The 24,678-nt window shown below is 37.4% G+C and carries 24 protein-coding genes; 12 read left to right on the top strand and 12 right to left on the bottom strand.

The window, feature by feature from the left end:
* Window positions 1-420: 420 nt before the first annotated feature.
* Together ACTWQM_RS18180 and ACTWQM_RS18185 are read right to left on the bottom strand one after the other, a co-directional pair.
* Complete coding sequence (locus ACTWQM_RS18180) at window positions 421-4,779, bottom strand: S8 family serine peptidase (protein ID WP_443259578.1); 4,359 nt, start codon at window positions 4,777-4,779, stop codon at window positions 421-423.
* Window positions 4,780-5,772: 993 nt separating this feature from the next.
* Window positions 5,773-6,831: a M20/M25/M40 family metallo-hydrolase gene (locus ACTWQM_RS18185; RefSeq protein ID WP_443259579.1), complete on the bottom strand. Its 1,059-nt coding sequence runs from the start codon at window positions 6,829-6,831 to the stop codon at window positions 5,773-5,775.
* Window positions 6,832-6,959: 128 nt separating this feature from the next.
* Here ACTWQM_RS18185 and ACTWQM_RS18190 point away from each other — a divergent pair, with 128 nt between their 5' ends.
* Together ACTWQM_RS18190 and ACTWQM_RS18195 are read left to right on the top strand one after the other, a co-directional pair.
* Window positions 6,960-7,514, top strand: a complete 555-nt coding sequence (locus ACTWQM_RS18190) for a thioredoxin family protein (RefSeq protein ID WP_443259580.1) — start codon at window positions 6,960-6,962, stop codon at window positions 7,512-7,514.
* Window positions 7,515-7,620: 106 nt separating this feature from the next.
* Window positions 7,621-8,619, top strand: a complete 999-nt coding sequence (locus ACTWQM_RS18195) for a potassium channel family protein (RefSeq protein WP_443259581.1) — start codon at window positions 7,621-7,623, stop codon at window positions 8,617-8,619.
* Here the strand turns inward: ACTWQM_RS18195 and ACTWQM_RS18200 are convergent.
* On the bottom strand, window positions 8,605-9,015 hold the full coding sequence (locus tag ACTWQM_RS18200; RefSeq protein WP_443259582.1) for a YugN-like family protein: 411 nt from the start codon (window positions 9,013-9,015) through the stop codon (window positions 8,605-8,607). The two genes, ACTWQM_RS18195 and ACTWQM_RS18200, sit on opposite strands and share 15 nt — an antisense overlap.
* A gap of 109 nt (window positions 9,016-9,124) precedes the next feature.
* Between ACTWQM_RS18200 and yugI the strand changes: the two genes are divergently transcribed.
* The gene (gene yugI / locus ACTWQM_RS18205) at window positions 9,125-9,505 is read left to right on the top strand and encodes a S1 domain-containing post-transcriptional regulator GSP13 (protein ID WP_443259583.1); all 381 of its coding nucleotides are present in this window, start codon (window positions 9,125-9,127) and stop codon (window positions 9,503-9,505) included.
* A gap of 83 nt (window positions 9,506-9,588) precedes the next feature.
* On the opposite strand, the gene ACTWQM_RS18210 is transcribed toward yugI, so the two are convergent.
* On the bottom strand, window positions 9,589-9,828 hold the full coding sequence (locus tag ACTWQM_RS18210; RefSeq protein ID WP_209481528.1) for a DUF378 domain-containing protein: 240 nt from the start codon (window positions 9,826-9,828) through the stop codon (window positions 9,589-9,591).
* Between the two features lie 133 nt (window positions 9,829-9,961).
* Here ACTWQM_RS18210 and ACTWQM_RS18215 point away from each other — a divergent pair, with 133 nt between their 5' ends.
* Window positions 9,962-11,308: a glucose-6-phosphate isomerase gene (locus ACTWQM_RS18215; protein ID WP_443259584.1), complete on the top strand. Its 1,347-nt coding sequence runs from the start codon at window positions 9,962-9,964 to the stop codon at window positions 11,306-11,308.
* Between the two features lie 65 nt (window positions 11,309-11,373).
* Here ACTWQM_RS18215 and ACTWQM_RS18220 read toward each other — a convergent pair whose 3' ends face one another.
* Window positions 11,374-11,514, bottom strand: coding sequence for a hypothetical protein (locus ACTWQM_RS18220; protein ID WP_443259585.1), 141 nt, complete (start codon window positions 11,512-11,514; stop codon window positions 11,374-11,376).
* 237 nt (window positions 11,515-11,751) lie between these two features.
* Between ACTWQM_RS18220 and ACTWQM_RS18225 the strand changes: the two genes are divergently transcribed.
* Entirely contained in the window at window positions 11,752-12,921 is a 1,170-nt protein-coding gene (locus ACTWQM_RS18225) for a MalY/PatB family protein (protein ID WP_443259586.1), read from the top strand.
* A gap of 49 nt (window positions 12,922-12,970) precedes the next feature.
* Here ACTWQM_RS18225 and ACTWQM_RS18230 read toward each other — a convergent pair whose 3' ends face one another.
* Window positions 12,971-13,540, bottom strand: a complete 570-nt coding sequence (locus tag ACTWQM_RS18230) for a superoxide dismutase family protein (RefSeq protein WP_443259587.1) — start codon at window positions 13,538-13,540, stop codon at window positions 12,971-12,973.
* An 85-nt stretch (window positions 13,541-13,625) separates the two neighbouring features.
* Window positions 13,626-13,805: a hypothetical protein gene (locus ACTWQM_RS18235; protein ID WP_443259588.1), complete on the bottom strand. Its 180-nt coding sequence runs from the start codon at window positions 13,803-13,805 to the stop codon at window positions 13,626-13,628.
* A gap of 116 nt (window positions 13,806-13,921) precedes the next feature.
* Here ACTWQM_RS18235 and ACTWQM_RS18240 point away from each other — a divergent pair, with 116 nt between their 5' ends.
* Window positions 13,922-14,317 (top strand): kinase-associated lipoprotein B, encoded by a 396-nt coding sequence (locus tag ACTWQM_RS18240; RefSeq protein ID WP_443259589.1) that lies wholly within the window; start codon window positions 13,922-13,924, stop codon window positions 14,315-14,317.
* Window positions 14,318-14,847: 530 nt separating this feature from the next.
* Here ACTWQM_RS18240 and ACTWQM_RS18245 read toward each other — a convergent pair.
* The 3 genes from ACTWQM_RS18245 to ACTWQM_RS18255 all read right to left on the bottom strand — a co-directional run bounded on the left by ACTWQM_RS18245 (window position 14,848) and on the right by ACTWQM_RS18255 (window position 16,981).
* The gene (locus ACTWQM_RS18245; RefSeq protein WP_443259590.1) at window positions 14,848-16,026 is read right to left on the bottom strand and encodes a cation:proton antiporter; all 1,179 of its coding nucleotides are present in this window, start codon (window positions 16,024-16,026) and stop codon (window positions 14,848-14,850) included.
* Between the two features lie 6 nt (window positions 16,027-16,032).
* The gene (locus ACTWQM_RS18250) at window positions 16,033-16,521 is read right to left on the bottom strand and encodes a cation:proton antiporter regulatory subunit (protein ID WP_092492146.1); all 489 of its coding nucleotides are present in this window, start codon (window positions 16,519-16,521) and stop codon (window positions 16,033-16,035) included.
* 196 nt (window positions 16,522-16,717) lie between these two features.
* Window positions 16,718-16,981, bottom strand: a complete 264-nt coding sequence (locus ACTWQM_RS18255) for a phosphocarrier protein HPr (protein WP_443259591.1) — start codon at window positions 16,979-16,981, stop codon at window positions 16,718-16,720.
* A gap of 198 nt (window positions 16,982-17,179) precedes the next feature.
* On the opposite strand from ACTWQM_RS18255, the gene deoD reads away from it, so the two are divergent.
* The 3 genes from deoD to ACTWQM_RS18270 all read left to right on the top strand — a co-directional run bounded on the left by deoD (window position 17,180) and on the right by ACTWQM_RS18270 (window position 19,243).
* Window positions 17,180-17,890, top strand: coding sequence for a purine-nucleoside phosphorylase (gene deoD, locus ACTWQM_RS18260; RefSeq protein WP_443259592.1), 711 nt, complete (start codon window positions 17,180-17,182; stop codon window positions 17,888-17,890).
* 121 nt (window positions 17,891-18,011) lie between these two features.
* Window positions 18,012-18,608, top strand: coding sequence for a biotin transporter BioY (locus ACTWQM_RS18265; protein WP_443259593.1), 597 nt, complete (start codon window positions 18,012-18,014; stop codon window positions 18,606-18,608).
* A gap of 161 nt (window positions 18,609-18,769) precedes the next feature.
* Window positions 18,770-19,243, top strand: coding sequence for a divergent PAP2 family protein (locus tag ACTWQM_RS18270; protein WP_443259594.1), 474 nt, complete (start codon window positions 18,770-18,772; stop codon window positions 19,241-19,243).
* A gap of 436 nt (window positions 19,244-19,679) precedes the next feature.
* Here ACTWQM_RS18270 and ACTWQM_RS18275 read toward each other — a convergent pair whose 3' ends face one another.
* Entirely contained in the window at window positions 19,680-20,318 is a 639-nt protein-coding gene (locus ACTWQM_RS18275; protein ID WP_443259661.1) for a 3D domain-containing protein, read from the bottom strand.
* Window positions 20,319-20,643: 325 nt separating this feature from the next.
* Here ACTWQM_RS18275 and ACTWQM_RS18280 point away from each other — a divergent pair, with 325 nt between their 5' ends.
* From ACTWQM_RS18280 to ACTWQM_RS18290, 3 genes are all read left to right on the top strand, one after another.
* Entirely contained in the window at window positions 20,644-21,594 is a 951-nt protein-coding gene (locus tag ACTWQM_RS18280; protein WP_443259595.1) for an AAA family ATPase, read from the top strand.
* Window positions 21,594-22,781: a DUF58 domain-containing protein gene (locus ACTWQM_RS18285; protein ID WP_443259596.1), complete on the top strand. Its 1,188-nt coding sequence runs from the start codon at window positions 21,594-21,596 to the stop codon at window positions 22,779-22,781. Before ACTWQM_RS18280 ends, ACTWQM_RS18285 begins: the two co-directional genes overlap by 1 nt.
* Window positions 22,782-22,941: 160 nt before the next feature.
* Complete coding sequence (locus tag ACTWQM_RS18290; RefSeq protein WP_443259597.1) at window positions 22,942-23,976, top strand: hypothetical protein; 1,035 nt, start codon at window positions 22,942-22,944, stop codon at window positions 23,974-23,976.
* A 236-nt stretch (window positions 23,977-24,212) separates the two neighbouring features.
* On the opposite strand, the gene ACTWQM_RS18295 is transcribed toward ACTWQM_RS18290, so the two are convergent.
* A complete protein-coding gene (locus ACTWQM_RS18295) occupies window positions 24,213-24,524 on the bottom strand; it encodes a YuiB family protein (RefSeq protein ID WP_443259598.1) in 312 nt (103 codons plus the stop codon).
* Between the last annotated feature and the right edge of the window lie 154 nt (window positions 24,525-24,678).

Here is a 24,678-nt window from a genome sequence, read left to right on the forward strand (position 1 = left end):
TATTCATAGTAAGGCTCCTTTCGTAATGTGGCTCTGATTTGGGTTTTTCTTTCTTAGTAACAGTCTACCAAATTAACCCACGACTTTACGATTAAGGAGCCAGTTTTGTTCATAGTAGCTATTTGTCATTTTCACCTCAACATTGGCTGATTTCGAGCTTTTAACGGAACGAGGATCCGTCTCATCCTTCCGAGAGCATCTTTTCTGCTATTTAGCGGAATGAGGATCCGCTTCGACTGTTTGTTAGACACAACCATTGAAAAAAACGTTCTAAACATTCTATCCTGTTATTATTCGTCTCAAAGAGCGGGAAATTTCAGCTATGTACCAGCACTCTTAACAAACAAAAAAAATTGCCCCAAAGATCGTAAGCAAGAACTTACGACCCAAGAGGCAACCTTCTCCTTTACAGCCTATTTATCATTCGACATTGATAAATAATTTTCCTTCTGCTGTCTTGCGTGTTTCATTACCGAAATCATCAACAACTTTCACTTCGATAACTGCACCCTCTGCAACAACATTACTAGTGGCTGTATAATAGCCGACGTAATGCCCGTCAGACATTTCCATCATTGGAAGCTCCGTTGCATTAGATATCTGTGCAACCGCATTTGTTAGTGGCATATGGATAAAGAATGTAGCTCTTTGGCCTGGCTCACTATCAAACTCGATTCGCACACTTTCGCCTGCTTCCAGATCTTTATCCTCAGTAGGCATCAGGTTTTCAACCGTTGGTGCAACAAAGTCTACATCAATCGTGATAGTCTCTGTCTGAACGTTTCCTGCAAGATCCTGGGAAATAACTTCAATTTCGTTTTCACCGTTATCAAGCAGAATTCGTTTTGAATACGTACCACCGTCGTTAACAGTTGCTTCTCGACCATTTACTTCAACAAAGTCAAGGTTAGCATCTGATACGGTACCTTCAACTGTAACTGTTTCACGATTGGTTTTATCCCCATCTTCTGGACTATCAATGGTTAATTCAGGACTCATTGTATCCAGGGTTACTGTAACAGTCTCAGATTCGCCTGCTACACCACCATTCATCATGGATAATACTTTAAATTCATTTTCGCCTTCTGAAAGTTCAGTTGGAATGGCAAACTGACCATCTTCACCAACTTCAGCAGTCCCAATTTCTTCTCCATTATTTAACAATTGAACCGTGGTTGTAGGAGATGCAGTCCCCTCAACTGTCATGTTTGGTTCACTTGTGATTGAATCTTCGCTAGGTGAAGAAATAACTGGATCATTTACTTCATAACTTACTCGTGAACGAATCATATAGTTACCTTCAGAAGCAGGAGATGGTGACCAAACTCCAGCTACATACTGATAGCTTCGTTCTGCGTTCGTTCCGTTTTCATCTGTTGCCAGTCCAGGTGCGTTTGGATTTGGATCTTGCTGAATATATACCATATAGAAATCATCTTCAACAATAATATTATGCTCACGTAAATCAACTACAGTCCATTCACTTAAATCTCTTATCGCTTCAGCATCAACTGGACCTGCAATTTTTTCTCCAGGTGTTCCATCGGGACCAGATGAATCCCATACTTCAACTGCAAATTCCGTACCACCTGGTGTTGGCCAATCTGTACCATGGAATTGAAAAACACCATCGGTTACTACTGCTGAATCTTTTTCTTCAGGTAAGGACATTTTTACTGCCCACCCATTACCGGCATCATAAAATGCACGAGCATTCTCAGCAGTACCATCATCATAACCGATTTCTCCACCAGGATACGTATAGAATGGTTCAAGCGCGATATCCTGTTGAATATCCTCGTCTAGGTTTACTTCCACTTCCTGACTATAATAGTCTCTTGCCATTACTTTTAACGTGTAAGTTCCTTCATATCCTGTGATAGAGTAATTACCATTTTCATCAGTTTCAACAGGTGTAACATTAGCATCCTCTACCAATAAAATAGTTGCGCCTTCAATTGGGGCACCTGTTGCTTCATCAGTAATTGTCCCACTTACTATTGCTTGAGGAATTTCCTCAAGGGTGAAATCAGCTTGTGCCGATCCATCCGCTTCCAGTGTTACAGATTGTTCTTGAGATTCAAATCCATATGATTCAGCTTTCAACGTAAATGTTCCTGCTGCATGGCTTAAGGAATATTCACCAGTTGCTGGATCAGTCATTACCGAACGCCCGCTTTCCAATACACTTACTTGCGCACTCATCGGTAATAAGTTAGGATTAATTATATCCTCTTCGGCAGGAGGATTATCTTTTTTAGGTAATTCCGGCTTAATTTTAGCTGGATTTACCTTTTCTTTCATTCCAGCTTTTTCATCTGCTTGGATTACTCCTAGACCATTATTACCCCGAACTCCGTTATTGTTACCTTTTTTCCCTAAAGATGCTTTACTGCTTCGTGACGTATCAGATAATGCTACATCATCAATATACCAGCCTTCTCTTGTTACACTGCCATCTGTTGTAACATTAAATCCAAGATAAACTCGTTGGCCGCTATATTCTGATAAATCAACTTCGGCACTTTCCCAGCCATCTGTTTCACCTTTCACTTCCAACAGCTGTGTCCACTCTTCTTGATCAGTAGATACAAAGATATGACCGAAATCGTAAGCTGTTCCTGAAGAATACATCTCTAGATTATGCCATTGATTAAATTGCAAATAGGCATTTCCTTCTGGTAAATCAACTGGTGGCATAACCAGTGTCGCATTCATATCACTTTCATATTCACCAGCCAAATTTGTTGCATATACATTCTCTCCTGATGCTGCGTTTCCAGGCCCAGAGGTTGGTACTCCCCATTCCCAGCTGTTCATTTCACCAAAAGATGTCCAGCCTATAGGATTAGCTTCAAAGTCTTCTGAGTAACCTATAGAAATTCCTGGTTTCACTTCAACATTATATTCTTCACTGACAACTTCATTTTCGCCAAAATCATTTATTGTCCATTGATATGTCAGTGAATCCTCAGCAATTTGCTCTCCTGGAATGGTTGCTACAAATTCGCCTTCTTTAAAATCACCGGAAACACGTCCGGCCTCAACAGTTTGCCATTCTCCATTTGTATCCAGGTAATCTAATTCAACTGATGCAACACTAATATTATCTGTAACTTGTACATTCAAATCAAGGTCCATGCCAGCGTAAGTTTCTGCTGGTGCAGTGTGATTAAATGTAGGTGCTTCATTATCCTCACCTGGTTTAGTCACTTGACCTTCGATTGTACCGATTCCATTCTGTAATGCTGATACTGCATCATACGCATTTACCAAACCATGGCCAAATCCATTATTTGGGGATTCCGTATAGGTTTCATCCGTTAATGGAATAGCAGTATCCATTAGTATTTGCTCCATTTCATCAACTGTAATACTGCTATCAACCTGACGTAATAGCGCAGCGACAGCTGATACTGCAGGACCTGCCATTGATGTGCCATTCCAGCCACCTTCATATTGTCCACCTGGTACAGATGAACGTATGTTTACTCCAGGAGCTGAAATATCTGGTTTTATCTCATCATATGGTGAAGGACCTTCTAAAGAAAAACTTGCTAAATTATCATTTATATCTGTTGCTCCCGTTGCAAACGATTCAGGGTAGTTTGCTGGTGTAGCAATAGATCCTGGGCCACCCGGGTTAAATAAGCCTGTGTTACCAGCAGAAAATTCAGGGAAGATTTCCGCTGCACGCCAGTTAATAACAACATCGCGGTACCATTCATCAAGTCCTGGTCCACCGCCCCATGAATTGTTAACAACATCTGGCGCCATATCAACACGCGCATTTCCTTCTGAATCAGTTGGTGCTAAAATCCACTCTGCAGCTGCTAATAAATCAGCATCAGTTCCTCCAGCAGCTGTGAATGCTTTTACAGAAATAAACTGTGCGCCAGGAGCAACCCCAACTTGGTTAGATCCATCGGGTTCACCACCAACCATTGTTCCGATTGTGTGTGTACCATGTCCTTGGTCATCGTATGGTTCTGATTGTGCTGCAGTGGCATCGAACCAGTTATAGTCATGATTAACTTCACCGGTTGCAGCATCATAGCCACGATATTTTTCCTTAAGAGCAGGATGATCCCACTGAACACCTGTGTCAATACTTGCTACAACTGTTCCAGAGCCATCAATCCCCATATCCCAAACCTGAGGAGCTCCAACACGCTCAACATTCCACTCTATATTAGCAGTTTCAGACTGTGGACCATTTTTTGCTTCTTTTGTAACCGGTGTTAACAGTTCACGGGTTTCATTCGGTAATATTTTCTCAACGTTAGCAAAACTGGCTACCTTCTCAGCAACTTCTTTCGTTGCGGTAACAGCCATGCCGTTAACGATATAATACGACCTGATTTCTTCAGCATTTCCTTTATCAGCTTCCTGCTGAAGATACTGTTCTACATTTGTCTGTGATTCAAGAGAGACAGATTTTAATGCAGATACTACAGCAGAACGTTGAATAAATTCAGCTTTTTTAGCTGTCATATTTGCAGATTCTGCACTTTTTCTTGCTTCTTTAGCAATTTTTTTCGTATCTGCTGTTTCTTTGAACTTAATTAAAAACGTTACTTTTTCATCATTCTTAAATTGATCCAGCAAACGATTATTGACCTTTTCTTTTGCAGCACCCTGCGTATCTTTTGCCGAATGATGTATATTACCATTCGTCTCAGCATAAGACATTCCAGGCACTATTAACGAAAATACCATTAACAGTGATGCTGCAATACTAAAAGCTCTTGTTTGAAGCTTTTTACTTAGCAATTTCATTCCTCCTCCTGATTTTTTTATACCGTAATTAAACAAACAAAAAACTCCCCTAGCCTCCTTTACTAAAAAATTTAGTGTAGGTTCTCAGCTGAAGTGGAGCTGTTTGTAAAATCTTTGTTGTTAATGTAACTATACTGTAATAATTTCGAAAAATCTGTCATATCTTGTCGACAAATATTGCAACAACCGCATTTGATTAATAAGTACCGGTTACCTGGCATTATCGTACAGACAATAGAACTAGATATCTTTCCTAATTATTTGTTTAATTTTTCCAAATAACTATTGTAGCAGCCTCGTACAGTATCAAGACTATTTCTCTATTGTAAAATTTTCCTATTTTTGTAAAAATAAATACGTAAAATGACCCGATTCATTAGTTGGTATACAAATATGCTTTATAAAATCACAGCAAAAAACACTACTTTTACATAAATTATTGCTTTAATTACAAGTAAACCGGTAAAAAAGTCACTTTCCTGTTCAATGCAATAACATACTTATTGCCTATACAAGCACCTTAGAAAACGCGGCTTATCGATACAGGAGGTCATATGAAAGCGTAATATGTTTTCTTAGAAATGGTAAATCCATTGTGAGCAAGTAATTTCACTTCTCTCTAGCTTGATTTCAAATCTCATTCATGATAGTTGATGGAGTATTCTTTAGCTTCTATAGTAGGCTTAACAAGCGAATACAGGATACGCTATTTCTGTATGGAACACCTCTATAATTCGATTAGTAGTTCATTTTCATGATAGACGGTGGCTTCACATTCGCCAGCAGCGTAATATTAGAAAACTTGGCATTCGTTAAAGGGATTCTTATGAAAGCGTATTTTGCTTTCTTAGAACCCCTTATACTCTGGAGTGCAAGCCTTTTGGTGAATGCCATAGTTGCACTTATGCAGTAAGAAAGTAGTTATACTTTCTTAACTGCTAAAAAAATCCCAAACCTTATTTTAGGCTTGAGATTTTGATAGTTTTATTAACTTTAGTCTTCCAAAGGATTAAGGCTTTCCTCACCAGTAAGATCAGCAATCATCGTAACAAGCAATTCAATTTCTTCATCAATATCCCTTAAACTTGATGTTTCCACCGGGGAATGCATGTAACGTAAAGGTAATGATACTAATGATACGGGCACACCAGGACCTGTTAAACGCATTTTGTCTGCATCTGTACCAGTCATCCGGGGTGTTAATTCATATTGCACAGCCATATTTAATTTTCTTGCTGTTTTTTCCAATAATTTATTAATTTTAATGTTGATTGGTGCACCTTTTGCCAAAACAGGACCACCATCAAGTGTTATGTCCCCATGCTTATTTTTATTGACACCAGGATAATCAGTCGAGAATGTTACATCACAAGCAATAGCCATTGTTGGTTCAACACCGGCAGCAGCAAAATAAGCACCACCCATGTTTGTCTCCTCATTGACAGTGCTTGCTGCATATACACCAACATTACACCCTTTTTTAGAGAGCCGCTTCAATACTTCAGCAACAATGAATGATCCGGTTCGATTATCCAATCCGCGACCAGCAACATAACGATCCATCAATATTTCCGGCTCCGTTTTATAGACAGCTAAATCACCAATCTGAACAAATTTTGCAGCTTCAATTTTCGTTTTATAACCACAGTCAATAAACAGATCCTCTAAGCCAAAGTCATCTTTTAATCCACCATGGTGCTGTGCGTTAACACCAATTACGCCTGTTACTTCTTCGTTAAATCCAAGTACAGTAACCTTCATTCCAACAGCGGCCTTTGGATTTATCCCGCCCATTTTATCAAAATGCAAAAATCCATCTTCATCAATTCGATTAATGACTAATGCTATTTCATCGCAATGACCTGCAAGCAACACTTTAAATGATGCATTTGGGTTAATTACTCCAATAGCATTACCAGCATTGTCCGTTCTAATTTCATCTGCAAAGTCCTGTACATAGTTAATCCACTTTTTTTGAATCTCCATCTCATTACTTGATGGGGATGGTGTATCTAATAACTCCATCAAAAAATCCCTGTTTGCTTGCTCCATTAAAACTACCTCCTTAAAATCTTCCATACCAATCATAACAAAAAATCATACAAAAGAGCACTTTTGTTTACGTTACAGGAAATATTGGGTACACTCTTTTAAAGGAACAGACAAAGGAGTGTACGGCAATGGATTTAAATCAATGGTATGAAGAAGGTATCACACCTGATGCCTACATCGAGTCAATGGAAAAAAACAAACAAAATTTATTACATATTTATGATCACTTCACACCACCTGCAGAAAAACAGTTTTTTCAAAAACTTGCTGACAAAAATATCCGTGTAATTGTCTTAACCGAGGATTGGTGTGGCGATGCAATGTTGAATATCCCCATTTTGATTCGAATTGTTGAACAGGCTAATATTCCAGTTAAAATGCTTCTGCGAGATGAAAATTTGGAGTTAATGGATCAATACTTAACAAATGGTAAGGCACGTTCCATTCCTATCTTTATTTTTATTGATGAAGCTGGCAATGAAGTTGCAAAATGGGGGCCCAGGGCGAAAGCAATACAACAATATCTGGATGACGCCCGTGATAACCTCCCGTCAAAAGAGGCGGATGATTATGAGGAAAAGTCAAAGGAAATGTACTTATTTATGACCAAATCATTCCGTGATAATCAGGATATTTGGCGGGAAGTATATACAAGTATCAAAGAAAAGCTACAACAAGTCTAACCTGAAAAACTCACCTCTTAGCGGGTGAGTTTTTTGCTTATCGTGTATATAACATTAATACCTTTGCCCATACTAGTATGTAAAATAATCTAAGGTGCATTATATAATGAGTATTGAATATTTCAAACATATCTATTTCAGACTGCCAGTTATTGTTAGGCTTTTGCTATCTATATTTGTGGTAATGACTTTTTTTGGGGTTATTATTCACATTGTTGAACCATCTGCATTCCCATCGGTATTTGATGGAATTTGGTGGGCTTTTATTACAGGGGCGACGGTTGGTTACGGTGATTTTGTTCCATTAACCCCCCTCGGAAAAGTTATTGCAATACTGCTTATTCTCTCCGGTGGTGGGCTGCTTACTTTTTACATAATGACATTGTCAGCCGGAACCATTCAGCATGAACAAGATTTGTCAAAAGGAAAAGTAAAATTCAAAGGTGCGGATCACATCGTAATAGTTGGATGGAATGAACGGACAAGGCAGCTAGTGAATATGATTGATACGAAGGATTCTAAAGAAGAAATCGTCCTGATTGACAGAACGCTTGATCATCTGCCATATCAGCATTATCCTGTTCACTTTATCCATGGGGATCCAAGTGAAGATTCAACGTTAATACAAGCTAACATTCTAGAGGCCAAGTCAGTTATTATAGCTTCCGATATCACTAAAAAAGAGCGCCAGGCTGACATTACAACTATATTGGCAATAGTAGCAATTCGCGGAAATAATCAGCATGTATCAATTAACGCAGAGGTTCTCTCTATTTCACAAATTGAGAATGCAATTCGTGCTGGAGCAAACACTATTATCCGGACAAATGATTTTATCAGTACTTTATTTTATCATGAGCTTTACCACCTTAAAAATACAAGACCATTTGAAACAGTACTAAGCGTCTTAAACAATCAGCAATTTTCACACTTACCCCTTCCAGAACAACTGGAGGATTCCACTTTTAAAAATGGAATAATTTTTTACTTGGACAAAAAAGAACTTTTATTTGGTTTTATACGCGATGACGATTGGGTGATTAACCCCCCAAAAGATACGACATTTAAAAAAGGGGATATCCTTTTGACATTAACTTCCTGGTAAGAGAAGTCGCTCTACCTTTTTCATGATATCTCTCCCTGCTTCAACGTATTCATCAGGTACATCAGCGTCTGCGTTTACCGGGGACTGAAATTGGTCAAATGCACCACGTAATGCCCCGCCAACCCCTTCTTCATCAAATCCTCGTTGATACTGATGTGCGAGTAAAAACGGCTGATCAACTCGCACAGTTACTCCGGGATAATCAAGTGATCCCGCTACAGCATAGAATGGTATCCTTAGAAAATAATAAACACCATCATCATCAATTTTCATATCAAAATACCCTTTTTCATAATCCCAGTTTGATCCGATCACAAATCCCTCGGGCTTTAATCGTTCTTCCAATACATACAATGGATATATTTTATTTTCAACTTCTGAATTTATCGGAACCATGTGCTCACTCCTTCAGTAAATTTCTATTATTTTTTGCTTGGAATCGAAATTTATGCTAAAATATTTTATTGTGTGAAAAGAATCGAATAGAGTATAGGAGTTGTTCAGCATGTCAGACAAGTTTGAGACTGGTCAGATATTAGAAGGAAAAGTTACAGGGATTCAACCATATGGTGCATTTGTTGCTTTAGACGAAGAAATCCAAGGGTTAGTTCATATTTCTGAGGTGACACATGGGTATGTTAAAGATATTAATGATCATTTAACAACCGGGGACGAAGTAAAAGTGAAAGTATTGAATGTGGATGAAGATAATAATAAATTTTCATTATCGATTCGTGCTACAGAAGAACCACCTAAGAACCGTCCAAAACCTCAAAAGAATCAAGCACCAAAGCAACAAGAAAACGATAACGCAGGATTCAATACATTAAAAGACAAGTTGGAAGAATGGATTGAACAGTCAGAAGGATCTTATAATAAAAAATAATAATTTTAAAGAGGCTTTCTCAAGTATGTTTTTGACATAGTCAACAATACTTGGAAAGGCCTCTTTTTGTTTTAGCTTCAAATTTAAGTATCTGTACGAGGCTCAGGTCGATCAGCAAAAGCTTCATCTGGTTTGAATAATAATGACAATGTTACCAGACCACTTATACCTACTAACGTATAAATAACACGTGCAAAAGCACCACTCTGTTCACCACCACCAAATACTGCAGCAACCAGGTCAAACTGAAATAATCCGATAAGTCCCCAATTTATTGCGCCAATAACGGTTAATGCTAAACATGCTCGTTGTATACCACTCATTTCAACAAACCTCCTTTACTCATGTTCTCTTCATTAGTTTTTCACTTTAGGTAAAATATATACAAGCTCTTTCTTGATTTCACAATATCACTTCGGTAAAGTAAAAAATGTAAGCTTAATGAAGGAGGAAAACATGACACTTATTAATTTTTCATACAGTAAAGCACTAGGTTTCTTCAATCAGAACGAAATTGATTATTTACAGGACTATATAGCGACAGCACACAATGCATTACATAATAAAACCGGACCTGGAAATGACTTTTTAGGGTGGGTTGATTTACCTGAAACATATAATAAAGAGGAATTTTCCCGAATTAAGGCAGCAGCTGCCAAAATAAAACAAGACACTGATATATTACTTGTCATCGGAATTGGTGGATCATATCTTGGTGCACGCGCAGCGATTGAAATGCTTAATCATTCCTTTCAAAATCTTCTATCCAAGGATAAACGGCAGGCACCCCAGGTTATTTTTGTTGGTCACCATATGAGTTCCACGTATATGAAAGAGTTATTTGATATTCTTGAGGGAAAAGATGTATCGATTAATATTATCTCCAAAAGTGGAACGACAACTGAACCTGCTATAGCATTTCGGATATTCAAGAAATTCCTTGAGGAAAAATACGGTAAGGATGTAGCAACAAAACGTATATATGCAACAACTGATAAGGCAAAAGGTGCATTAAAAACAGTTGCAGACGAAGAAGGATACGAATCCTTTGTTATTCCGGATGATGTTGGTGGACGTTATTCTGTTTTAACTGCAGTTGGATTATTACCTATTGCAGTCAGTGGTGTATCAATTGATGAAATGATGCAAGGTGCACAAGCAGCCATGAACGACTTAGCAGATCCATCATTAACCCAAAATCCGGCATATCAGTACGCCGCAATCCGAAATGTACTATATAACAAAGGGAAAACAGTCGAAATGCTTGTTAACTATGAACCACACCTTCAATATGTGTCTGAATGGTGGAAGCAACTGTTTGGTGAAAGTGAAGGAAAAGATCAAAAAGGAATTTTTCCAGCTTCAGCAAACTTTACGACAGACCTTCACTCGATGGGACAATACATTCAGGACGGAAGACGTGACCTTTTCGAGACAGTCTTACATGTCAATAAGTCCAAACAAGAAATCACATTGGAATCAGACGAAGCAAATTCGGATGGACTTAATTATCTTGCTGGAAATACAATTCACGACATCAATGAAAAAGCATTTCAGGGAACATTACTGGCACATACCGACGGAAATGTCCCAAATCTTATTATCGAATTACCAGAACTTGATGCATACACATTCGGTTATATGGTCTATTTTTTCGAGAAAGCATGTGCAATCAGCGGGTATCTGCTAGGCGTTAATCCGTTTGACCAGCCTGGTGTAGAGGCTTATAAGAAAAACATGTTCGCACTACTTGGCAAACCAGGATTTGAGGAAGAAAAGGCTAAATTAGAGAAACGATTGTAACTAGTTAGAGAATTTAAGGCCAATTGAGCATTGAATTGCACGCAATTTGGTGCTCTTTCTTTGTTTTAAGTTGATTCAGCTCCCTCTTCTGGCGATTCAGCTCTCTCTTCTGGTGATTCAGCTCTCTCTTCTGGTGATTCACCACCTCCTTCTGTCGATTCTGCGCTTCCTTCTAATTCTAGTCTTTTTAATTCCTCGTCCTCCATTTGCCTTCCTGCCTGCCTTGTAAATATAAAACGAAACAATTGATGTTATAAGTTTCATCGATTGGAAAAAAATTAAAGTTTTTTTGTCATTTTATGTTTATATTTCTATACAGGGGGTAATACTATAATTGTAAGACTTTCTCGTATTCCCCCTGTAAGCAAGGCGTACAAGCGCTTTGCTTTTTTTTTGTATTAAATCCGATATAATTGAATTATTGATTAGTAGGAGGTTTTACAATGGGAATATTTGAAAAAGTTCACGACCGTAAAAATACACGTTCAGTAAAATGGGATATGCTAAAACCTGTATTCCAGACAGAAGATGTCCTGCCAATGTGGGTAGCTGATATGGATTTCCAAGCCCCACAAGCTGTAAACGATGCATTGAAAGATCGTGCTGATCACGGTATTTACGGATACACCATTATTGACGATGATGTAAAAGACTCAATCATAAATTGGGTTACCAAACGACATGATTGGGAAATCAACTCAGACTGGCTTTCATTCAGCCCGGGTGTCGTCACAAGCTTGCATATGGCGATTCAGGCATTCACAGAGCCTAATGACAAGGTTTTAATCCAAACACCTGTATACACACCATTTTACAGTGTAATAGAGACACATAACAGAGAAGTTGTTAAAAATCCTCTTCTACAGAAAGATAATTATTACCACATTGATTTTGACGACTTTGAAAACAAATTAAAGCAAGGAGTTAAGGCATTCGTTTTATGCTCCCCACATAACCCTGTAGGTCGTGTTTGGACAAGAGAGGAGTTACAGGAAATGGCACGGCTTTGCCTGAAATATGATGTATTAATTTTATCAGATGAAATACACGGGGATCTGACATACCCGAACGAGAAGCATATTCCGATTGCCTCACTTTCTGACGATATTGCCGAACAAACAATTACATGCATGTCCCCATCAAAGACGTTTAATCTTGCCGGACTGCAAGCATCATATGTTATCACTACTGATAAAGAAAAGCGAGATGCACTTAACAAACAGTTGAACAGTCAAGGACATCATATGCTAAATACAATGGGTAATACAGCAATGGAGGCTGCATACTTACATGGTGAAGAATGGCTTGATGAACTAAGGAATGTTTTAAAGGAACATCAGGAATATGTAACGAAAATGTTCCAGGAAAACACTAATGTTCTTGAAGTTATCCGTTCAGAAGGTACTTATTTACTTTGGATTGATTGCAGTGCAATGGAAATGGACAGCAAACAACTAAAGAAATTCATGATTGAAAATGCCAAAGTTGGACTTAATACAGGTACCGATTATGGCGAAGAAGGAAAAACATTCATGCGCATGAACATCGCTTGTCCTAGAGAGACATTGGAAGAAGGAGTTAAACGGATAATCAATGCTGTAAATAAATTATAAAAAAAACTGCTCTCTCGACTAATGTTGAGAGAGCAATTTTTATTATAATTTATTCCTCTTGCTTTTCATTAAACTTAGTAGGATCTGTCGGGGACTCTTTTGTCTCATTAGGTTCTTTTAATATTTTGCCACATGCTATCCTTGCTCCAGAGTTTCCACCAGGCTGACTAATTCCGTCATCCTGTCCAGCATGAATAATCAAGGATGTCCCTTCTCCTTTAAGAATAGATTTCTTCCCTTCCATAAGCGTTGCACCAGCAAGCATTAATTCAGCTTTGGCAAGCCCACCAGAATCTACCTCAACATTTGGTAAATCACCTAAATGTGCTCCCTCTGGATGCATTAATCCGTGTTCATTTCCATCTGGATTGAGATGATTTCCTGCACTAATAAATTCTGGCCCCTCACATTTAGGGAACTCATGAACATGAATTCCATGATAGCCAGGTTCCAGACCCTCAAGCTTTAGCTTCACCTGTACACCCTCAGGTCTGTCCGATAACTCTGCTGTACCAATCATATCCCCGGATTCGTTATACATATCAACGGATCTAGTCGTTTCCTCATTTGACTGGCATGAAACTAAAACAAGTAATATTATTACGAAGAATACCCTCATCAACGCTACTCCTTTGCAGATGCTTTACTACAAGTATCTGCAATTAGGCAAAAATTAAACGAGCTTAATTTTAATAAGCTCGTTTTCACTCTTTATCATCGAAGGACTCTTCTTGGTATTGTTCATTAAACTTTTTCTCTTCTTTTTTTGACACTTTATAAAAAAAGTACATAACTACTGCGGCACCAATCATAAAAATGACTAGCTGGATAATAGCCGGAATATATTCTGTTTTATCTTCTGGAAAATACAAAAATTCCATCATTACTGCTCACATCCTTAATTACATTATATCATTATTAATTTCTAAGCTAAATAAAAAACCTAATGATTGCCCAAACCACTACTATTTTGGCACAATAGAGTAAAGGGAGGCTAATCATGACAACAATTAATATTGGAGATACCGTACGCGCTAATTATAATTCAGGAAAATACATAGGAGAAGTAATGGAAGATCGCGACAAACGATTTTTAATCAAAGTTCTTGCAGTCGAAAAACATCCGATGCAAGGTGACCTTCATAATCCTGGTCTAGTGGATGGCGTATTTTTTCATGAACGAAAGGCTCTGGCACATTATGAAAAAATGAATGTAACTAAATCAGCAGTACATCCTTTTGAAGGAGAAGTTCCTGATTATAATCAATCACTACATGAAGCAATTGATAATCAAAAGCAAAAGCTAGCCTTAAAAGATTCAGAGTTCAATCAAAAGGCATTGGAATGGATTGAAGGACTGGAAGAAAAATATTATACAAAAAGTTATTACAAATAGCATATCGAGTTCAGTTTTAGGGAGAAATTTTTTTAACACCTAAGTCAATTTCATAAATACTTATATTCATCATTTATCCAAACGATTGTAGAAACTAATCTCACTCCCGCGGAAAGCATCCGCCTGCAGTGCAAATCAATGGAACCAGGATTATACAATAATAGGATGAAGTATCGCCACAAGCAATCGAAGTGATTCCTCGTTCCGCTAAATAACAGAAAATGTGCTCAGAGAAGGGTGAGACGGATCCTCATTCCGCTAATAGCAGAGAATCAGCCAAATTTTGAAGCAGAAATGACAAATAGCGGAACGAGGATCCGAACCCAGGCTAAAAACGAGGATTTTTAAGGAAATAACGGAATGAGGATCCGCCAAACCAGTAAACCGGATCCTCATCTCGTTAAAAAATGGATTCTTCAACAACAGGGGCGAAATGTCTGCTAATTATTATTGTTATTAGCATTAACTCTCCCTAAACTGAGCCCGTCATAAATAGCATGCAGTCTCACAACTATTGTGAGACTGCTTTATTACGCAGTTGGAACCTTCATGTTCTTCTTTTTCTTCTCTGGTTGTCCATATATTTTCCTTGTTATTTTGGGAGCATAATTGAACAGAACCATGCCTAAAAATGCTGCTATTACGATATAAACTCCACTGAATATTTTAATCGACCCGACAGCAACTCCTGCAATAACTACTGAAAATTCCCCTCTCGCACAAAGTGATAATCCCGCACGTAAAGCTACACGCTTTGACAAGCCATATAATTTTCCACCAACAATACCGACTGCTATTTTAGCTATAATTGACCATATTAACAGTACAATTAACAGTACTGGCATTGGTACGCCTTCACCTAAATCAACTGTTGTTCCAAAATAGACAAAGAAGGTTGGTAAAACAAGGTTCTTAATTGGGGATACCGTACCCTCAATTCGATCAATTTTACCAATTTCAGCTAGCATCACACCGGCTAAAAATGCACCCAGCACTTCGGATAACCCCAAGTATAATGCCAACCCGCCATAGGAAACTGCGATACCTACTAATAAGGCAAATTTGAAATCCTCATCATCGATACGCTGCAAAAACTTTTCAAAGTGCTTGAATAACGTTTTTCCTAAGATAATCGCTACAAGTGCCATTCCAATTATTTTGCCTAACAGTATTGCAAAATCCACACCACCAAAAGCATCACCTGAACTCATTGCAATTAATATGGCAACTACTATTGGCGCAACTAAGTCCTCAAAGATTAATATACCTAAGATATACTCGGTTTCTGAGTTTGCCATCCTGCCCTTATCATCAAGCAGTTTCGCTGTGATCGATGAACTTGTCGCATATGTAATACCACCAATGAGAAATGCTGTGAACCAGTCCATTCCAAAGCCAAACGCAATTAAAGTAGAAACACCCAGGCTTAAGATTACATCCAAAAGACCTGAACTCCATATTTTTTTAGCTATTCCGCCTAATCGTTTTGTACTGAATTCCAACCCAAGTACAAAGAACAATAAAACGATGGCAATCTCACTGGAAAAATGTAATAATTCATTACCTTCCAAAAACCCTGCAAACGAAACACCTAATAAAATATACAGTATTACGTTTGGAAACCTCGTTCTGAATCCGATAAACCCTAATACAAATATACTGAGTAATACTATCCCAGCACCTAATAGCGTTGGAAAATCAGTGAACAAAACTCATCATTCCTCACCCTTACATAGCTTTGATAAGGTGGAAATTTGATCTTCTTTTCCAACCGACATCAGGATATCGCCTGGTATTAGTGTTGTGTCTGCTTCAGGTATTGCTGTAACATCATCACCATGAACAATCCCAATAATAGTTGCACCACTTTTATTACGAACATCTGATTCTTCAATCGTTTTATGTGCAAGTGAAGATGCTTCTTCCAATGTTATATAATCAATAATAATCTGGCGTTTAAACATACGCATTTTATCAATTCCAACGGGCTGATAGGTTGCACCGAGTAACTGTGCAGCAATTTCCCTTGTCTCATCCGGTGTAAGATCCATAGCAAAATCTGCTTCATCACTATCAGCGTCATCAAAGAAATATAACTCTCTTTTACCTGTATGGTGTACGATTATTACCAGCATGTCATCTTCTGCAGTCTTCATTGAAATTTTCTGACCAATTCCAGGAAGCTGGGAAACAGAAATGTTCATTAAAGTCACCTCTTCTTTATAGTCATATTTATGTTAGTAAACTTGGTTTACCGTTAAATGGGATTTCGAAAGTGTCTATTGCTATCTGATACTTCGGAGTACATGCTTATTTTATTTACTTATCCATTTTCTAAAAATTGCATATTTTCCATCAGTGAAAAATAAAAAGCTAGAGAATAGTTCCCTAGCTCGATTATTATTCCCCTAGATGCTCTTTAAGCACTTCTGTTACACCTTTGATTGCTTCTTCTTCGTCGCTTCCTGTTGCAGAGACTTTCACTTCTGCTCCTTTAGGAATTCCTAATGACATAACACCCATAATCGACTTAAGGTTAACACTTTTTTCATTATATGAAATTTCAACCTCTGATTCAAATTGTCCAGCCTTATTTACCAATAGTGTAGCTGGACGTGCATGTACACCAGTATCTGCTGTGATTGTAAATGATTGTTCTTGCATCTTAACTCATCCTTCCAACAATAATATCCTTTATATGTATCTCTTTATTTTGAAATACCTTCTCTCATTATATACAATTATAATCTTGATTGAAACAGAAAAGCAATAAATTAATGATTTCTTTAACTTATTTGTTTTTGCACACAGGTTGTGATAACGTTATTTTGTATCATTATCTAATATAGGAGGAACATTCACATGAGTGTGCATATTGGAGCAAATAAAGGCGATATTGCTGATAAGATTTTGTTACCTGGTGATCCCTTACGAGCAAAGTTTATTGCAGATACGTTCTTAGAAGACGTTACACAGTATAATAAAGTACGGGGAATGTACGGATATACAGGGACTTACAAGGGTGAGCGTGTATCTGTTCAAGGTACCGGTATGGGTGTACCATCCATCTCAATTTACGTAAATGAGTTGATCCAAAGTTATGATGTTCAGAAACTAATACGCGTAGGTACTTGCGGTGCCATTCAAAAAGACGTTCAAGTCCGGGACGTTATTCTGGCACAAGGAGCAACTACTGACTCGCAAATGAACCGGATGATATTTAATGGTATTGATTATGCACCATTAGCTGATTTTGATTTACTGAAGAATGCGTATGATGTAGGAATTGATAAGGGAATGAATTTACGTGTAGGAAATGTGTTTACCAGCGATACATTTTATCGTGATAATGCACAAGAAGTAAATGAATTATTGGCTAAATATAAAGTTCTAGCAGTCGAAATGGAAACAACAGCATTATATACACTGGCTGCAAAGTTTAATCGCCAGGCTCTTTCAGTTCTAACTGTTTCTGACCACATCCTTACAGGTGAAGAAACTACTTCAGAGGAGCGACAAACTACATTTAATGAAATGATGGAAATCGCACTTGATGCAGCGATAAAAGAATAACTTAGGACAGCCTTTCAATTATGAGAGGCTGTATTTTTCATTTCTATCGTTAACCATTTAAAAATACAGTTGACAATGATCGTGTAATTTTATATCATCAGTATTGAAGGGAGCGATTGAAGTGAAAAGTTTACGTCCGATTGACTTAACATTCGGTTCAGTCTTTGTATGTTTAATGGCTGTGGGAGCCAACATAGCAGTGTGGTTTCCGATGCTTGCAGTTCCAATTGGTGGAGCAACCGTACCATTATCACTCCAAACATTCTTCGCAATTTTAGCAGGATTAATGCTCGGTAAAAAATTAGGTAGTATCTCTATGATTACATATATTTTAATTGGTGTGGCCGGAGTCCCTGTCTTTGCAAAGATGTCTGCAGGCCCTATGGCACTTGTCTCACCTACTGGAGGTTTCATAATTTCATTTGTATTCATAGCATTTTTTGTAGGTTTCATTGCAGAGTTCAGCAAAAAGCCTTCCATTCCAGTATATACAGTAGCGGCTCTTGTCGGGTTAATAATTAATTATGGAATAGGTGTAAGCTATATGTATGTTGCAATGAATACATGGCTTGAGTTGCAGATTTCCTATCCGGTAGCATGGATAGGCATGATTCCGTTTCTCGTAAAAGACACTGCACTGGCATGTTTATCTGCTGTATTTATGGTAAGCTTAGCTAAGCGTGTTCCATCGAGATGGACTTCCACTGCACAAGCATAATACATGAGAAATCGGCAAGGATATTCCCTATGGAGTATCCTTTTTTCATTAAATGAAAAGTTTCCACATATGTGATAAAATTACAAATTATAGTGTTTAAAAGTTTACCACCGTTTCATGACTAGAAAAATTAAAGCAACAGAGAGGGTGTTCACACATTCATGGGTTTCTTTGCAAATTTTCCATTATGGGCAGCATTGTCTGCAATTATTTTTGCACAGGCTGTAAAAATTCCTATCCGCTTCTTTGTGACAAAAGAATTCAAACCTGGTTTAGCCTTCAGCAATGGTGGTATGCCAAGTAGTCACTCAGCAGCAGTAGCCGCACTAACGACTGGTGTCGGGATTTCAGAAGGGGTCCCATCCACTATGTTTGCTATTGCATGTGTCTTCAGCATTATTATTATGTTTGATGCCTCGGGAGTACGCAGGCAAGCAGGAGAACAGGCAATAGTTTTAAATCAACTAGTTAAAGACTTTCAATACTTTATGGACGGCGCCAAGGACTGGAGTAAAAAGGAAGATTATGAAAAACGTAAGGAGTTAAAAGAATTACTGGGGCACCAGCCAATCGAAGTATTTTTCGGCGGCCTATCAGGAATTGCAATTGCATTTTTAATTTATCAATTATACTAATAGTCTCACGATTGAGCATTGAATTGCCTAGCAATTTGATGCTTTTCACATTATATTGATTGGATGATACAGTGACACTTCTCGCTAGCTTTTCACATGTAAGAGGTAAGGACTAAATTCCGCACTCTATATTTTGCAAGTCCTCTCGACCGTGAATGTGATATATCAACTTGAGATGCAGGATATTAACCTCAATTATGTTTTATCTACCTGAGAAGCAGGATTCCGACTTAATTTACTAACTATCAACTATTCATGTTACTAGCAAGGATGCTTGATAGTCAACTTCGATGAAAATGAGCGAATCCATCCACGATCAACAGTACCATTTAAAGACAATAGCAACTCCATAAAAAAAGCAGTCCAATTATGAGTACAAATTACTTTTTTGTACGCCGTAACCGAACCACTTTATAAAGGGATTCTCCTTTTTGATTTAACTTTTTGTAATTTGATTCCTGAATACTTGTAATGATTCATTCTCGTTTAGTTTGTTTAGGTCTTTTTCTGTTAAATTTCCATCACCGCGTTCAATGATATATACCTCAACTTGCTTTTTACCCCACTCTGAATATACATCTTCCACTGTTTCATAATACAGATCGATTTTGTTTCCATTAATAGCTCCACCCTTGTCCGCAACAACACCATATCCGTATCCTGGGATGAACATCACTGTTCCTATCGGATAAATGCTTAAATCTGCTGCAATAGTAGAGTACAAGTCTCGTTTAACGGTTACGCCTGAATACGTCACACCATATTGGGGGTGATCTGGTGTCTTACCTGTTGATTCCACACCAGCAGTATAACCTGTTGCCATAACTGTAGTACTAGGAAACTGCTCCACAATAAATTCTTCACTATATTCTTTCAGTGTTTTTGGGCCTTCTACTTGCTCACTTGAAATATATCTTTTCTGTTGTTTAGCAACATTTAAGTTCTTCTCTTTTAACGCTACTTGTTTTTCTCCTGCTGTTTTGCCTGTATATTCATTAGAAACTTCAGGTCCTTCTGCAACCCACGCATTTACATCTGTTACCGTGATATTTGAAATAGACGATAAAGTCACCATAAACGCTCCCAGGAATAAAACAAACATACTAGCTCTTCGAAAAATTTTAGTTTTTATCAATGATAACACCTTTCTGGTAGCATGCTAATTTTATATAACAGCTTTGGGCATAATACCCTCAGGAAACTGCAACCGAAAATAACTACCTATCTGGACAGTGTTACCAAGTATCAAATTATTATACACATAAGCATTTGAAAAGTAATTAATTCTATAAAATATTCTAAAAAGTGAAAAGCATTTATGTATGAGAAGCCATAGAGAGTATTATGTGTGATAAAATAAATTGTAAGATTATTAGCTACACGAAAAGGAGCACCTTATTTTGGAAGCTTACCATAAACTCACAATGGCAAAAGATACAATTAACCATATAATTTTAGGACAAGAATCCGCAATAGATTTATTATTTACAGCACTCTTGAGTAATGGACATGTCATACTTGAAAGTGTACCTGGATCAGGTAAAACGAAATTAGCAAAAACATTTGCTAAAATTATCGATGGTCAATTCAACCGTATTCAATTTACACCTGATGTACTACCTAGTGACGTAACAGGTATCAGATTCTTCAATCCAAAAACACAGGAGTTTGAATTGTTAACCGGCCCTGTTAAAACAAACATTTTATTGGCTGACGAAATCAATCGTGCAACACCCAGAACACAATCAAGCCTGCTTGAAGTCATGGAAGAGCACCAAACGACAATTGATGGTACAACAATAGAAATTCCTTTGCCTTTTTTTGTTATTGCGACTCAGAATCCCATTGAGTCCAATCACGGAACATTTCCATTGCCTGAAGCTCAACTTGATCGGTTTTCTATGAAAATTATGATGGATTATCCAGGCTATGAACAGGAAAAGGAAATATTATTAAATCAGCGCCTTAGTGACCCAATAGAAGAGGTTAAACCCATTCTGTCAACAGAAGAAATAACTCTATTACAGCAGGAAGTAAAGCAAGTTGGTATTTCAAGCATTGTAATGGATTATTTATTGGAGCTCGTCCATAAAACGAGGGAGCATAAGGATATTGAACTTGGTGTCAGTTCACGAGCTGCATTAGCTTTAATGCGGGCTGGCCAAGCTCGCGCATTTATAGACGATCGCGATTTTGTCAGCCCCCAGGATATTAAATCTATTGCAAGCCATGTTTTCGAACATCGTATTATTCTTTCCATGGAAGGTGCAATACGTACTGAGAAAACAGAAGTCGTACGAGAGTTAATTCAGTCTGTTGAGGTACCTGTTGAAGCGAGGACAGCAAGGTAATGCAATGGAAAATAGTAAAAGCTGCAGAAAACGATGTTTACCGCCAACTCATATTAGCATTTATCGTTTTCCTGACAATTGTCAGTCTATACCTTGATAGATCTCTCGTATTCATTTTGATTGGTATAATCGTTATTTATTATCTTGGATTGCAATTATATAATCGTCAAATTGGAAGAAATCTAACTCTGGAAATTCCCAAACAATTCAAAAGGGCATTCCCCGGTGAAACGTTAAACCTAACAATCAAGATAAAAAATGACTCGCTGCTCCCCTATTTAAATGGATATATATCCTTTAAAATGAAAGATCATGTCTTGAATGAGGACCATTTGCAAACCACCTGGAGGGGCTTAAATTATTACCAAATTCCGGTTACACTCCCAGGAAAAAGTGAAGTATCATTAACAATTCCATTTAAGACTGTAAAACGTGGTGTTGGTCGTCTTAAAGACTTCCATTTTACATTTTCGCACCTGCTGAGTTTTGAACATTTAATGCTATATCCTAATGAAAAGAATTTGAATGAACTGATTGTTTTTCCTGAATTACAAGCAGTAGATGAGCTGCGAGAAATTCGCAACCAAAACCCTGGTACGAGTGTTACAATTCATTCTCCATATGAAGATGTACTTCAGCCTTTAGGAACAAGGGATTATGTAACTTCTGATCCCTTTCAGCGAATTCATTGGAAAGCAAGTGCCAAGACACAAAAGCTACAAACCAAAATATACGAACGAAACCGTTACATCGCCTGGACGATTATAGTTAACATATCCGAGAGAAGTTCATTGGATAATTTATACACAAGTCCAAGACTGGAAAAGATTTTATCTGAAGCAGCATACATAGCAAGTAATATTATAAAAGACGGTCATAAAGTAGAAATTTATCTGAACAGTGATAGTCTTATTCATTTACCTGAGCATCATGACATCCAACACTTAAAGAAAACTTTGGAACTGTTTACTCGTATTGGTGAGGGAAGTTTGATAATTCCGGTAAAGAACATATTGTATCGTCTTTACCAGTCCCAGACAAAATCACGAATGATAATAATGGTCGGAGAAAATAATGAATCGAATAACTACTATATAAATAAGCTGATAAGCCAAGGTAATCAGCTATTCCACGTTAATGATTCTCATATTATTCCAGTCATAAAAGGAACTGATATGTATGGATAATAACAGTCGTATAGTAAAGTTCATGCAATTATTTTCGGAATCAATTATGTTTTACTTTATACTCATTCCTATTTTTACTTTTACCCAAGACCCTTATCCCTTTTGGAGCTATCTGCTTATTACAGGGCTAACATTAATCCTATTTGATATTTGCATGCGGATGATAAAAAACTACGCAGTTTATATACCGGTTATAGCAATAGCTTTTTCGTTTATGTATTATATTTTTAATTATCCAATACTTGCTATAGCTCTTTGGCTTGGATTTATTACTTGGCGATATGCTTATATTGAGAGGAATAATCCATCCGACAATCAACTCACAATCCTAACTCTAACAAGCGTTATGTTTTTCCTTGAAATCATGTTTATCAATCATCCTAACCTAATATGGTTTGGTATTTTACAATTCATCATTATTCTTTGTGGGTATTGGCTGAAGCTGATGAACAATATGGAAAAACACAGTAAACTAAAGACATCTTTAACGTTTAGCACCTTCGGAATAATCCTTTTGGCAGGAGGTATATTTACTTATGTCCTGTATCCATTAATCAAAGGGCTTATCAGTTTTATTTTGTCAGGTGTTGTTATCCTGTTTCAATACATCGTGTTTGGTATCGTTAATTTTGCTGGCTTCTTAGGTCTTGATTTTCGGGTTTTTCTCAATCTTGTAGATGAAAAAACCTTTAACCAAGCGACAAGCAGTTTCAAAGAAAATATGGATGAATTCGACGAAATAGCTAATATTGACAGTTCCTACGATGGCGGGATACAGATTATAAATTGGTGGACCATTTTAATCGCTTTAACCTTACTTATTGTTATCACAATTTTTCTTTTCAGGAAAAAGGTTATTCAAGAAAATGTCCCTGATGGAAAGCAGAGCAGCATTTCAACTGCTGCACCAATTAAGCCCTCCTCAAATGAAGTCAGGGGCTTACGGAAGTATTTTTCATCCTGGAAAACAGTAAATCCTTTAAGGAGAAAAGTATTCAAGCTTGAACAGAAAGCTCATACGAATGGGTCGGGGAGACAGCCTTCAGAAACAATTGAGGAATGGTTTTCCCGTCTGAATATAAATCCTTCTTATCTTGATTTATACCAAAAGATAAGATACGGGGATAAGGACTTAACTCATGAAGAAAAAGAAAGATTTGTTCATCTCCTGGATGAATTAATGACAAAAATTTGAAGATGATAAATGATGGCTAGGAAGAAATCTGAACTATTAGAAAATTTGGCATTCGTTAAAGGGATTCTTATGAAAGCGTATTTTGCTTTCTTAGAACCCCTTATACTCTGGAGTGCAAGCCTTAATGGCGAGTGCCTTAGTTGCACTTATACAGTAAGAAAGGATTTCTTTCTTAACTGCCTAAAAAATAAGCGTTACCCCTCGAAAAACAAGGGTTAACGCTTATCTGCTGTCCATTAAAACATTTGATAGCCACTCTTTCGTAAAAATCGAATAACAATTCCTGATACAATTGTCCCCAGGAAACCAGCTCCCAGAATACTAATATCAGCAACTGTTATATCCATTAGTTTAGAAATTGCTATTGAAAAAGACCCACCTGGATCTTTAAAGTAATCAAGTGATGACATATCATCAACTATCATTAAAACAATCACCGGATAAATAAATGCCATTAACCAAGTTTTTCTTAATAACATATTTAAAATAAAGGCCAGTCCAAAAAATATTACAAAAAACAATAATATAGAAACTACAAACTGTATCACCGTTGTATCTCCCTTCACACTTTGCATACAGAATCCATTTTATAACAAAAATGATTAAAAGCAAAGGCATCACTATAGCCTTTGCTTAGCAGTTAAGAAAGTATAAACACTTTCCTACTTCATAAGTGCAACTAAGGCTTGGCGATAAGCCAAG

Origin of the sequence: Virgibacillus sp. L01 (assembly GCF_052246775.1) — a bacterium.
Classification (GTDB): domain Bacteria; phylum Bacillota; class Bacilli; order Bacillales; family Amphibacillaceae; genus Lentibacillus.